13 protein-coding genes and 1 tRNA gene are annotated in these 11,968 nt (G+C 52.1%); all 14 read left to right on the forward strand.

Translation table 11 applies throughout. The features are described 5' to 3' along the window. Positions 1-32 precede the first annotated feature (32 nt). The 14 genes from sucC (at position 33) to E3U32_RS12985 (ending at position 11,967) form a co-directional block, all read left to right on the forward strand. The gene (gene sucC, locus E3U32_RS12920; protein ID WP_023310791.1) at positions 33-1,199 is read left to right on the forward strand and encodes an ADP-forming succinate--CoA ligase subunit beta; all 1,167 of its coding nucleotides are present in this window, start codon (positions 33-35) and stop codon (positions 1,197-1,199) included. Continuing rightward, positions 1,199-2,068, forward strand: a complete 870-nt coding sequence (sucD, locus tag E3U32_RS12925; protein ID WP_008501094.1) for a succinate--CoA ligase subunit alpha — start codon at positions 1,199-1,201, stop codon at positions 2,066-2,068. Before sucC ends, sucD begins: the two co-directional genes overlap by 1 nt. 733 nt (positions 2,069-2,801) lie before the next feature. Then, on the forward strand, positions 2,802-4,370 hold the full coding sequence (gene cydA, locus E3U32_RS12930) for a cytochrome ubiquinol oxidase subunit I (RefSeq protein WP_134349112.1): 1,569 nt from the start codon (positions 2,802-2,804) through the stop codon (positions 4,368-4,370). A gap of 15 nt (positions 4,371-4,385) precedes the next feature. Then, complete coding sequence (cydB, locus tag E3U32_RS12935) at positions 4,386-5,525, forward strand: cytochrome d ubiquinol oxidase subunit II (RefSeq protein ID WP_134349106.1); 1,140 nt, start codon at positions 4,386-4,388, stop codon at positions 5,523-5,525. A 14-nt stretch (positions 5,526-5,539) separates the two neighbouring features. Next, entirely contained in the window at positions 5,540-5,653 is a 114-nt protein-coding gene (cydX, locus tag E3U32_RS12940; RefSeq protein ID WP_003858598.1) for a cytochrome bd-I oxidase subunit CydX, read from the forward strand. Beyond that, complete coding sequence (ybgE, locus tag E3U32_RS12945) at positions 5,653-5,943, forward strand: cyd operon protein YbgE (RefSeq protein WP_134349107.1); 291 nt, start codon at positions 5,653-5,655, stop codon at positions 5,941-5,943. The genes cydX and ybgE overlap by 1 nt, the downstream gene beginning before the upstream one ends. A 148-nt stretch (positions 5,944-6,091) precedes the next feature. Continuing rightward, on the forward strand, positions 6,092-6,496 hold the full coding sequence (gene ybgC, locus E3U32_RS12950) for a tol-pal system-associated acyl-CoA thioesterase (RefSeq protein ID WP_003858593.1): 405 nt from the start codon (positions 6,092-6,094) through the stop codon (positions 6,494-6,496). Next, the gene (gene tolQ, locus E3U32_RS12955; protein ID WP_008501101.1) at positions 6,493-7,185 is read left to right on the forward strand and encodes a Tol-Pal system protein TolQ; all 693 of its coding nucleotides are present in this window, start codon (positions 6,493-6,495) and stop codon (positions 7,183-7,185) included. Before ybgC ends, tolQ begins: the two co-directional genes overlap by 4 nt. Before the next feature lie 3 nt (positions 7,186-7,188). Continuing rightward, on the forward strand, positions 7,189-7,617 hold the full coding sequence (gene tolR / locus E3U32_RS12960) for a colicin uptake protein TolR (RefSeq protein WP_003858589.1): 429 nt from the start codon (positions 7,189-7,191) through the stop codon (positions 7,615-7,617). A 28-nt stretch (positions 7,618-7,645) separates the two neighbouring features. Next, positions 7,646-8,947: a cell envelope integrity protein TolA gene (gene tolA / locus E3U32_RS12965; protein ID WP_134349108.1), complete on the forward strand. Its 1,302-nt coding sequence runs from the start codon at positions 7,646-7,648 to the stop codon at positions 8,945-8,947. Positions 8,948-9,076: 129 nt separating this feature from the next. Next, a complete protein-coding gene (tolB, locus tag E3U32_RS12970; protein WP_134349113.1) occupies positions 9,077-10,369 on the forward strand; it encodes a Tol-Pal system beta propeller repeat protein TolB in 1,293 nt (430 codons plus the stop codon). Between the two features lie 35 nt (positions 10,370-10,404). Next, positions 10,405-10,926, forward strand: a complete 522-nt coding sequence (pal, locus tag E3U32_RS12975) for a peptidoglycan-associated lipoprotein Pal (protein WP_003858578.1) — start codon at positions 10,405-10,407, stop codon at positions 10,924-10,926. A gap of 9 nt (positions 10,927-10,935) precedes the next feature. Further along, entirely contained in the window at positions 10,936-11,730 is a 795-nt protein-coding gene (gene cpoB, locus E3U32_RS12980) for a cell division protein CpoB (RefSeq protein ID WP_134349109.1), read from the forward strand. Between the two features lie 161 nt (positions 11,731-11,891). Continuing rightward, positions 11,892-11,967: transfer RNA gene (locus E3U32_RS12985), tRNA-Lys, on the forward strand. The last annotated feature ends 1 nt before the right edge of the window (position 11,968 follow it).

An 11,968-nucleotide genomic window follows, 5' to 3' on the forward strand; every position in this document is an offset into this window, starting at 1 on the left:
CCTAACGATTACCTGAAGGATGGATAGAACACATGAACTTACATGAATATCAGGCCAAACAGCTGTTTGCCCGGTATGGCTTACCGGCTCCGGTGGGTTATGCCTGTACTACCCCGCGTGAAGCAGAAGAAGCCGCATCTAAAATCGGTTCCGGCCCTTGGGTAGTTAAATGTCAGGTTCACGCTGGTGGCCGTGGTAAAGCGGGCGGTGTGAAGGTTGTTAAGAGCAAAGAAGAGATTCGCGCGTTTGCTGAACATTGGCTCGGCAAGCGTCTGGTGACCTACCAGACAGATGCAAACGGCCAGCCGGTCAACCAGATCCTGGTTGAAGCAGCGACCGACATCGCAAAAGAGCTGTACCTGGGCGCGGTTGTTGACCGTAGCTCCCGTCGCGTGGTGTTCATGGCGTCTACCGAAGGCGGCGTGGAAATTGAAAAAGTGGCGGAAGAGACTCCGCACCTGATCCACAAAGTGGCTATCGATCCGCTGGCAGGCCCAATGCCTTACCAGGGTCGCGAGCTGGCGTTCAAACTGGGTCTGGAAGGTAAGCTGGTTCAGCAGTTCACCAAGATCTTCATGGGTCTGGCGAACATCTTCCTGGAACGCGATCTGGCGTTGATCGAGATTAACCCGCTGGTGATCACCACCCAGGGCGACCTGATCTGCCTCGACGGCAAGCTGGGCGCTGACGGCAACGCACTGTTCCGCCAGTCCGATCTGCGTGAAATGCGCGATCAGTCTCAGGAAGACCCGCGTGAAGCGCAGGCTGCACAGTGGGAACTGAACTACGTTGCGCTCGATGGCAACATCGGCTGCATGGTTAACGGTGCAGGCCTGGCAATGGGCACCATGGACATCGTTAAGCTGCACGGCGGTGAGCCAGCGAACTTCCTCGACGTAGGCGGTGGCGCAACCAAAGAGCGCGTCACTGAAGCGTTCAAAATCATCCTCTCTGACGACAACGTGAAAGCTGTTCTGGTGAACATCTTCGGCGGTATCGTACGTTGCGACCTGATCGCTGACGGCATCATTGGTGCGGTAGAAGAAGTGGGCGTTAACGTTCCGGTTGTCGTACGTCTGGAAGGTAACAACGCTGAACTCGGCGCGAAAAAATTGGCTGACAGCGGCCTGAATATTATTGCAGCGAAAAGTCTGACGGATGCAGCTCAGCAGGTTGTTGCCGCAGTGGAGGGGAAATAATGTCAGTTTTAATTAATAAAGATACCAAGGTTATCTGCCAGGGCTTCACCGGTAGCCAGGGGACTTTCCACTCCGAACAGGCAATTGCCTACGGTACGCAGATGGTTGGCGGTGTTACGCCAGGTAAAGGCGGTACCACGCACCTGGGTCTGCCGGTGTTTAACACCGTGCGTGAAGCCGTAGAAGCGACGGGCGCAACCGCGACCGTTATCTACGTTCCGGCACCGTTCTGCAAAGACTCCATTCTGGAAGCGATCGATGCAGGTATTAAACTGATCATCACCATCACTGAAGGCATCCCGACGCTGGACATGCTGACCGTGAAGGTGAAGCTCGACGAAGCTGGCGTGCGCATGATCGGCCCGAACTGCCCGGGCGTTATCACCCCAGGCGAATGCAAAATCGGCATCATGCCGGGTCACATTCACAAGCCGGGCAAAGTGGGTATCGTTTCCCGTTCCGGTACTCTGACCTATGAAGCGGTTAAGCAGACTACCGATTACGGTTTCGGCCAGTCCACCTGTGTGGGCATCGGCGGTGATCCGATCCCGGGCTCTAACTTCATCGACATCCTGAAACTGTTCCAGGAAGATCCACAGACCGAAGCGATCGTGATGATCGGTGAGATCGGTGGTAGCGCGGAAGAAGAAGCGGCTGCTTACATCAAAGAACACGTGACTAAGCCGGTTGTGGGCTACATCGCGGGCGTGACTGCACCGAAAGGTAAACGTATGGGTCACGCAGGCGCGATTATCGCCGGTGGTAAAGGTACGGCTGATGAGAAATTTGCAGCGCTGGAAGCCGCAGGCGTGAAAACCGTTCGCAGCCTGGCGGATATCGGCGAAGCTCTGAAATCCATCATTAAGTAAGTCCTCTCTGCTCCCCGGAAGGGGGGCGTTGCAGTATAAAAATGTCCGTTTCGACATGGTTGGCCGCTGAGAAGCGGCCTTTTTTATTGCGTCCCGGACGTCATGCAATAGTCACAGATAGGTGTTAATTAGTAAGGTGTGAAAGGTAAAATTATTGTTATTTATTTAACTTAAAGAGAGTTGATGGAAAAAAACAGAAAACGCACTAAAATTTATGTCCTGAATAAATCAGCTATTCCGCGCTTCCTGAGTTAATAGAAATCACTTCTGTTTATATTAAACATTCGATTCGATAACCTTGGTTGTATTTTATATACATATCTTTAACATGGTTTTTACTATGTTCACTACATCAAAACACAATTAACATAACGGGTTGTTTTTGATTTAAATCAATGTTTAATGTTTGGAAAAACGCACCAAAAGGCGCTAAATTGTTCCCGATCAAAATGGCTGAAAAGTGGTAATTTTGCTATAAATTGATCGCCGTCGAAAAACGTAAATATGATTCAATAAAAACCTGTTTATTGTAAGGGTTTTGCAGCGTATTATATTTGCGGGATCAATTTGAATTTTTTATTAACGTATTTGTAACCTCACGTCATCGTTTTTATCCTCCTTTAGGGTAATAACGACGACAAGGATGCGAATAATTTGTATTGGGGCATGCGTGTGAATCTCTCTCTGACGGGGTTCACTCTCGGAGTCTTCATGCGATGAGCAAGGAGTCATGATGTTAGATATAGTCGAACTGTCGCGCTTACAGTTTGCCTTGACCGCGATGTACCACTTCCTGTTTGTGCCACTGACGCTCGGTATGGCGTTCCTGCTGGCCATCATGGAAACGGTATACGTTCTCTCCGGCAAACAGATTTATAAAGATATGACCAAGTTCTGGGGCAAGTTGTTTGGTATCAACTTCGCACTGGGCGTGGCAACCGGTCTGACCATGGAGTTCCAGTTCGGGACTAACTGGTCTTACTATTCCCACTATGTAGGGGATATCTTCGGTGCGCCGCTGGCTATTGAAGGTCTGATGGCCTTCTTCCTCGAATCCACCTTTGTAGGTCTGTTCTTCTTCGGCTGGGACCGTCTGGGTAAAGTCCAGCATATGGCAGTGACCTGGCTGGTCGCATTAGGTTCGAACCTGTCCGCGCTGTGGATTCTGGTCGCGAACGGCTGGATGCAGAACCCTATCGCGTCTGATTTCAACTTCGAAACCATGCGTATGGAGATGGTCAGCTTTGCTGAGCTGGTCCTGAACCCGGTTGCACAGGTTAAATTCGTTCACACCGTAGCTTCTGGCTATGTGTGCGGCGCGATGTTTATCCTGGGTATCAGTTCTTACTACATGCTGCGTGGTCGTGACTTCGCGTTTGCTAAGCGTTCCTTTGCTATCGCTGCAAGCTTCGGTATGGCTGCAATCCTCTCTGTTATCGTTCTGGGTGATGAATCCGGTTACGAAATGGGTGACGTGCAGAAAACCAAACTGGCCGCAATCGAAGCCGAATGGGAAACGCAACCGGCACCTGCTGCCTTTACGCTGTTCGGTGTTCCCGATCAGGACGCGCAGGAAAACCGCTTCGCTATTCAGATCCCTTACGCGCTGGGTATCATCGCAACCCGTTCAGTCGATAAGCAGGTGACGGGTCTGAAAGAGCTGATGGTTCAGCACGAAGAGCGTATTCGTAACGGTATGAAGGCCTACTCGCTGCTGGAACAGCTGCGTGCTGGCTCTACCGACCAGGCTGTTCGCGACCAGTTCAACACCGTGAAGAAAGACCTGGGTTACGGTCTGCTGCTGAAGCGTTATACCCCGAACGTTTCTGATGCGACGGAAGCGCAAATCCAGATGGCCACCAAAGACTCTATTCCGCGTGTTGCGCCGCTGTACTTTGCATTCCGTATCATGGTGGGCTGCGGCATCATCATGCTGCTGATCATTGCGGCATCCTTCTGGTCCGTGATTCGCAACCGCATTGGCGAGAAAAAATGGCTGCTGCGCACCGCGCTGTACGGCATTCCATTGCCGTGGATCGCTATCGAATCCGGCTGGTTTGTTGCGGAGTATGGCCGTCAGCCATGGGCGATTGGTGAGGTACTGCCAACGGCGGTAGCGAACTCTTCCCTGACAGCAGGCGACCTGATCTTCTCCATGCTGCTGATTTGTGGTCTGTACACCCTGTTCCTGGTGGCTGAACTGTTCCTGATGTTCAAGTTCGCGCGCCTTGGCCCAAGCAGCCTGAAAACCGGTCGCTATCACTACGAGCAGTCCACTGCGACTACTCAGCCGGCACGCTAAGACAGGAGTCATCAAATGATCGATTATGAAGTATTGCGTTTTATCTGGTGGCTGTTGGTCGGCGTTCTGCTGATCGGTTTCGCCGTCACGGATGGTTTCGACATGGGGGTGGGGATGCTCACCCGCTTCCTCGGTCGCAATGACACCGAGCGTCGAATCATGATTAACTCCATCGCCCCGCACTGGGACGGTAACCAGGTGTGGCTGATCACCGCAGGCGGCGCGCTGTTCGCGGCCTGGCCGATGGTCTACGCGGCTGCGTTCTCCGGTTTCTATGTGGCGATGATTCTGGTGCTGGCCTCTTTATTCTTCCGTCCGGTCGGTTTCGACTACCGTTCCAAGATTGAAGACACCCGCTGGCGCAACATGTGGGACTGGGGCATCTTCATCGGTAGCTTCGTTCCACCGCTGGTGATCGGCGTGGCGTTCGGTAACCTGCTGCAGGGCGTACCGTTCCACCTGGACGAATACATGCGTCTTTACTACACCGGTAACTTCTTCCAGCTGCTGAATCCGTTTGGTCTGCTGGCAGGTGTTGTAAGCGTGGCGATGATCATCACACAGGGTGCTACCTACCTGCAGATGCGTACTGTGGGTGAACTGCACCTGCGTTCTCGCGCGACTGCTCAGGTTGCTGCGCTGGTTACGCTGGTCTGCTTCGCCCTGGCTGGCGTGTGGGTGGTGTACGGAATTGATGGCTACGTGGTGACGTCTGCTATCAACCATGCTGCGCCGTCTAACCCACTGACCAAAGAAGTGGCGCGTCAGGCGGGTGCATGGCTGGTGAACTTCAACACGACGCCAGCGCTTTGGGCTATTCCTGCTCTGGGTGTGTTGCTGCCGCTGCTGACCGTGCTGACGTCTCGTCTGGAAAAAGGCGCTTTGGCGTTCGTGTTCTCTTCACTGACGCTGGCGTGCATCATCCTGACTGCGGGTATTGCAATGTTCCCATTCGTGATGCCATCCAGCACCATGCTGAATGCTAGCCTGACCATGTGGGATGCGACCTCCAGCCAGCTGACGCTGAACCTGATGACCTATGTTGCTTGTGTGTTCGTACCGATTATCCTGCTCTACACCACCTGGTGTTACTGGAAAATGTTCGGTCGTATCACTAAAGAACATATCGAAAGCAACACCCACTCTATGTATTAAGTAAGGAGCTGAATATGTGGTATTTCGCATGGATTTTAGGGACGCTTCTTGCCTGTGCATTTGGTGTCATCACTGCCCTGGCGCTTGAGCACGTAGAAGCGACCAAAGCGGGTGAAGAAAAACACTAATGAATATTATCGCAACGTTATATGCGGTAATGGATAAGCGCCCGTTACGGGCGCTTTCTTTAGTGATGGCATTACTGCTGGCAGGTTGTATTTTCTGGGACCCTTCGCGCTTTGCAGCGAAAACCAGCGAGCTTGAAATCTGGCACGGCTTCCTCATTATGTGGGCGGTGTGCGCAGGTGTGATCCACGGCGTGGGCTTTCGTCCGAAAGCCGTTCACTGGCAGGGATTTTTTTGCCCGCTCATTGCCGATCTGGTGCTTCTCGCTGGATTGATTTTCTTCTTCTTCTGAATAAGAAATGTCCGTTAACGTTATGGGCTTACCCTAGCCCATAAAAATTTACTCTCCGTTTACTTTCTCCCATTCCCAACCCTCTTTCCCGCGCGTATAGTAGCGAAGTTTAAAAGCTCTAACTTTTGTTGCATTACTGGGATGTAAAGTGAATACAACGCTGTTTCGATGGCCGGTTCGTGTCTATTACGAAGATACCGATGCCGGTGGTGTGGTTTACCACGCCAGCTACGTTGCTTTTTATGAACGGGCACGCACAGAGATGCTGCGCCATCATCACTTTAGTCAACAGGTGCTGTTGGCTGAGCGAGTTGCCTTCGTGGTACGCAAGATGACGCTTGAGTATTTTGCGCCTGCCAGACTCGACGATATGCTCGAAGTCCAAACTGAAATTACATCAATGCGCGGGACCTCACTGGTTTTCACGCAGCGGATAGTCAACGCAGAGAACACCGTACTGAACTCAGCTGAAGTACTGATTGTTTGTGTTGATCCAACCATAATGAAGCCTCGTGCGCTTCCTAAGTCTATTGTCGCGGAGTTTAAGCAGTGACTGACATGAATATCCTTGATTTGTTCCTGAAGGCAAGCCTTCTGGTTAAACTTATCATGTTGATTTTGATTGGTTTTTCAATCGCATCCTGGGCCATTATCATCCAGAGAACGCGTATCCTCAATGCCGCTGGCCGTGAAGCTGAAGCGTTTGAAGATAAGTTCTGGTCGGGTATTGAGCTTTCTCGTCTGTATCAGGAAAGCCAGGGACGCCGTGAAAACCTTACTGGCTCCGAGCAAATTTTTTATAGCGGTTTCAAAGAGTTTGCCCGTCTGCATCGCGCAAACAATCATGCGCCGGAAGCGGTCGTTGAAGGTGCCTCGCGTGCGATGCGTATCTCGATGAACCGTGAGCTGGAAAATCTCGAAACGCATATTCCTTTCCTCGGCACAGTAGGTTCCATCAGCCCGTATATCGGCCTGTTTGGTACCGTGTGGGGGATCATGCACGCCTTTATCGCGCTTGGCGCGGTGAAGCAGGCGACGTTGCAGATGGTTGCCCCGGGCATTGCAGAAGCACTGATTGCGACCGCTATCGGTCTGTTTGCGGCAATCCCGGCGGTTATGGCTTATAACCGTCTGAACCAGCGCGTGAACAAACTGGAACTGAACTACGACAACTTTATGGAAGAGTTCACTGCGATTCTGCACCGTCAGGCGTTTACCAGCACCGAGAGCAACAAGGGGTAAACCATGGCCAGATCGCGTGGACGAGGTCGTCGCGAGCTCAAGTCCGAAATCAATATCGTTCCACTGCTGGATGTCCTGTTGGTACTGCTGCTGATCTTTATGGCGACAGCGCCAATCATTACCCAGAGTGTGGAAGTGGATCTGCCGGATGCGACAGAATCACAGGCGGTGAGCACCAATGACGATCCTCCGGTTATCATTGAGGTTTCCGGCGTAGGGCAATACAGCGTAGTGGTAGAAAAAGATCGTATGGATCAGCTTCCACCCGAGCAGGTTATTGCTGAAGCGCAGCGTCGCCTGGAGTCAAATCCGAAAACGGTCTTCTTAATCGGTGGCGCGAAAGACGTACCATACGATGAAATTATTAAAGCACTGAACTTGCTACATAGTGCGGGTGTTAAGTCAGTTGGCTTAATGACTCAACCTATTTGATCATCCGCGTAGTTTTTGGGAACCGATAGTGTCAAAGGCAACCGAACAGAACGACAAGCTTAAGCGAGCGATAATCGTCTCCGCAGTGCTGCACGTTATTCTCTTTGCAGCGCTGATCTGGAGTTCGTTCGACGAGCATATTGATGCATCAGGCGGCGGTGGGGGATCCTCCATCGATGCCGTTATGGTGGATCCTGGTGCGGTAGTGCAGAACTATAATCGCCAGCAACAGCAGCAGGCGAGTGCAAAACGTGCGGAAGAGCAGCGTGAAAAACAGGCGCAACAGCAAGCGGAAGAACTGCGTGAAAAGCAGGCCGCAGAGCAGGAACGTCTGAAGCAGCTTGAGAAAGAACGTTTGCAGGCGCAGGAAGCCGCGAAAGAGCAGGCAGAACAGCAGAAACAAGCCGAAGAGGCCGCGAAGAAAGCACAGGAACAGCAAAAGCAGGCGGAAGAGGCGGCAGCAAAAGCCGCGGCGGACGCCAAAGCGCAGGCTGATGCCCAGGCAAAATTAGCGGCCGAAGCGGCGAAGAAAGCCGCTGCTGATGCTCAGAAGCAAGCTGAAGCGGAAGCCGCGAAAAAAGCCGCTGCTGACGCCCAGAAGAAAGCCGAAGCGGAAGCCGCGAAGAAAGCGGCTGCTGATGCCCAGAAGAAAGCTGAAGCAGAAGCGGCGAAGAAAGCCGCTACTGATGCTCAGAAGAAAGCTGAAGCCCAAGCGGCGAAGAAAGCCGCTCAGGAAGCAGAGAAGAAAGCTGCTGCCGAGGCTGCGAAGAAAGCGGCCGCCGCTGAGAAAGCTGCTGCAGAAAAAGCGGCAGCAGCAGAAAAAGCCGCCGCTGACAAAAAAGCTGCAGCTGAGAAGGCCGCTGCCGATAAGAAAGCTGCGGCTGAAAAAGCGGCTGCGAAAAAGGCTGCCGCCGCTGAAAAAGCCGCAGCAGCTGCCGGTGTTGACGATCTGTTGGGCGACCTGAGTTCTGGTAAGAATGCGCCGAAAACTGGCGGTGGGGCGAAAGGTAGTGGTCAGCCGTCGAAAGACAGTGGCACCTCTGGTGCTAACGGTGGTGCGACAGGTGCAGATATCAGCGCTTACGCTAAGCAGATCCAGGTTGCGATTCAGAATCGCCTGTTCGATGCGGGTCTTTATCAGGGCAAGCAATGCGTATTGCATATCAATCTTGAGCCGGACGGTAGATTGAAAAATGTGACGTCTGAAGGTGGCGATCCTGCGCTTTGCCAGGCAGCGTTGGCCGCAGCAAGATCGGCGAACATTCCTAAACCGCCTAACGAGGCTGTTTATGAAAAGATAAAAGATGCCAAACTAGACTTTAAGCTGTAACCACTCTTCTCACAGAAGAATGAAAAACAGTCTATTGTCGTAACCAGGCTTTAGTAGTTTTGTGTATTTGGGTTTGTTAACATTCTGCTAAATTATCGTGGGTAAGGTTACCCGGATAAGGGAGATATGATGAAGCAGGCATTACGTGTAGCATTTGGTTTTTTAATGCTGTGGGCAGCAGTACTGCACGCAGAAGTACGTATCGAGATCACCCAGGGGGTGGACTCGGCACGCCCAATCGGTGTTGTTCCGTTCCAGTGGGCCGGTCCTGGCGCTGCACCTGAAGATGCCGGTGGCATCGTGGCGGCTGACCTGCGTAACAGCGGTAAATTCAACCCGTTAGATCGTTCTCGTCTGCCTCAGCAGCCGGGTAGCGCACAGGAAGTTCAACCTGCGGCATGGTCTGCACTGGGTATTGATGCCGTGGTAGTGGGTCAGGTTACCCCTAACCCGGACGGTTCTTACAACGTGGCCTGGCAGCTGGTTGATACCGGCGGTGCACCAGGTACCGTACTGGCACAAAACTCTTACAAGGTCACTAAACAGTACCTGCGCTATGCGGCACACGCAGCCAGCGATGCGGTATTCGAAAAACTGACCGGCATTAAAGGTGCATTCCGTACCCGTATTGCTTATGTGGTACAGACCAACGGTGGTCAGTTCCCGTATGAGCTGCGCGTATCTGACTACGACGGCTACAACCAGTTCCTGGTGAAACGTTCTTCACAGCCTCTGATGTCTCCAGCCTGGTCTCCGGATGGCTCTAAACTGGCCTACGTAACCTTCGAAAGCGGACGTTCTGCGCTGGTTATCCAGACGCTGGCTAACGGTGCTGTTCGTCAGGTGGCGTCGTTCCCTCGCCACAACGGTGCGCCTTCGTTCTCTCCGGACGGGTCTAAACTGGCCTTTGCGCTGTCTAAAACCGGTAGCCTGAACCTGTACGTGATGGACATTGGCTCTGGCCAGATCCGTCAGGTGACCGATGGTCGTAGCAACAACACCGAACCATCATGGTTCCCGGACAGTCAAAACCTGGCGTTTACCTCTGACCAGGCTGGCCGTCCACAAATCTATAAAGTAAACATTAACGGCGGTGCTCCGCAGCGTATTTCCTGGGAAGGTTCTCAGAACCAGAACGCAGATGTGAGCAGCGACGGTAAATTTATGGTAATGGTGAGCTCCAACGGTGGGCAGCAGCACATTGCCAAACAAGATCTGGTAGCGGGTGGCGTTCAAGTTCTGTCGTCAACGTTCCTGGATGAAACGCCAAGTCTGGCACCTAACGGCACTATGGTAATCTACAGCTCTTCTCAGGGGATGGGATCTGTGCTGAATCTGGTTTCTACAGATGGGCGTTTCAAAGCGCGTATTCCGGCAACTGATGGACAGGTAAAATCACCTGCCTGGTCGCCGTATCTGTAAATAATAATTAATTGATTACTAAAGGAATCATAGAAATGCAACTGAACAAAGTGCTGAAGGGGCTGATGATCGCTCTGCCTGTAATGGCAATCGCAGCGTGTTCTTCTAACAAGAACGCCAGCAATGACCAGAGCGGCGAAGGCATGATGGGTGCCGGCACCGGTATGGACGCGAACGGCAATGGCAACATGTCTTCTGAAGAGCAGGCGCGTCTTCAGATGCAGCAGCTGCAGCAGAACAACATCGTTTACTTCGATCTGGATAAATACGACATCCGTTCTGACTTCGCTGCGATGCTGGATGCTCACGCTAACTTCCTGCGTAGCAACCCATCTTACAAAGTCACCGTAGAAGGTCACGCGGACGAACGTGGTACTCCAGAGTACAACATCTCCCTGGGTGAACGTCGTGCTAACGCTGTTAAAATGTACCTGCAGGGTAAAGGCGTTTCTGCTGACCAGATCTCCATCGTTTCTTACGGTAAAGAAAAACCTGCAGTACTGGGTCACGACGAAGCGGCTTACTCCAAAAACCGTCGTGCCGTACTGGTTTACTAAGAGAATTGCATGAGCAGTAACTTCAGACATCATCTGTTGAGTCTGTCGTTACTGGTTGGAATAGCGGCCCCCTGGGCCGCTTTTGCTCAGGCACCAATCAGTAGTGTCGGCTCAGGCTCGGTAGAAGACCGGGTCACTCAACTCGAGCGTATTTCTAACGCTCACAGCCAGCTTTTAACCCAACTCCAGCAACAACTTTCTGATAACCAAAACGATATTGACTCTCTCCGCGGTCAGATTCAGGAAAGCCAGTATCAGCTTAACCAGGTTGTAGAACGTCAGAAGCAAATCTTGTTGCAGATAGATAGCCTGAGCAGCGGCGGTGGTGCAGCACAAGCACAGCCAGCGGCGGGCGATCAGAGCGGTGCAGCAGCAACTGCACCGGCAGCGGATGCATCAGCTTCAACAGGTGCGCCTGTACAGAGCGGTGACGCGAATACGGATTACAACGCTGCCATTGCCCTGGTGCAGGATCAATCTCGTCAGGATGACGCGCTTGCTGCGTTTCAGAGCTTTGTTAAGAAATACCCTGATTCCACTTACCAGCCAAATGCGAATTACTGGCTCGGTCAGCTGAATTACAACAAGGGTAAAAAGGACGATGCGGCGTTTTATTTTGCCTCTGTGGTGAAAAACTACCCGAAATCGCCAAAAGCGCCTGATGCGATGTACAAAGTGGGCGTCATCATGCAGGACAAAGGCGACACTGCGAAAGCCAAAGCGGTTTATCAGCAGGTGGTCTCTAAATTCCCCGGTACCGAAGGTGCTAAGCAGGCGCAAAAACGTCTGAATTCGATGGGATGATTATCGCATGACCAGAAATCGCGTTATTTCTGGTCGTGCAGCATGATTACTAAGCAGTTAAGTGATCTTCATCGAAATTTTTGTTGCGCTGAATTCTTAAATCAGTAATATATGCCGCCGTTGCCACGGGATATCAAACAACGTGAAAACAGCGTAAAAGTGGGTCGTTAGCTCAGTTGGTAGAGCAGTTGACTTTTAATCAATTGGTCGCAGGTTCGAATCCTGCACGACCCACCAC

This window comes from Lelliottia nimipressuralis (genome assembly GCF_004402045.1).
Classification (GTDB): Bacteria; Pseudomonadota; Gammaproteobacteria; order Enterobacterales; family Enterobacteriaceae; genus Enterobacter; species Enterobacter chinensis.

Excerpts from the sequence above, each read along its gene's own strand:
- tolR (WP_003858589.1), top strand. The coding sequence starts at position 7,189 with ATGGCCAGATCGCGTGGACGAGGTCGTCGCGAGCTCAAGTCCGAAATC.
- ybgE (WP_134349107.1), top strand. The coding sequence starts at position 5,653 with ATGAATATTATCGCAACGTTATATGCGGTAATGGATAAGCGCCCGTTA.
- cpoB (WP_134349109.1), top strand. The coding sequence starts at position 10,936 with ATGAGCAGTAACTTCAGACATCATCTGTTGAGTCTGTCGTTACTGGTT.
- pal (WP_003858578.1), top strand. The coding sequence starts at position 10,405 with ATGCAACTGAACAAAGTGCTGAAGGGGCTGATGATCGCTCTGCCTGTA.
- cydX (WP_003858598.1), top strand. The coding sequence starts at position 5,540 with ATGTGGTATTTCGCATGGATTTTAGGGACGCTTCTTGCCTGTGCATTT.
- cydB (WP_134349106.1), top strand. The coding sequence starts at position 4,386 with ATGATCGATTATGAAGTATTGCGTTTTATCTGGTGGCTGTTGGTCGGC.
- sucD (WP_008501094.1), top strand. The coding sequence starts at position 1,199 with ATGTCAGTTTTAATTAATAAAGATACCAAGGTTATCTGCCAGGGCTTC.
- cydA (WP_134349112.1), top strand. The coding sequence starts at position 2,802 with ATGTTAGATATAGTCGAACTGTCGCGCTTACAGTTTGCCTTGACCGCG.
- tolB (WP_134349113.1), top strand. The coding sequence starts at position 9,077 with ATGAAGCAGGCATTACGTGTAGCATTTGGTTTTTTAATGCTGTGGGCA.
- sucC (WP_023310791.1), top strand. The coding sequence starts at position 33 with ATGAACTTACATGAATATCAGGCCAAACAGCTGTTTGCCCGGTATGGC.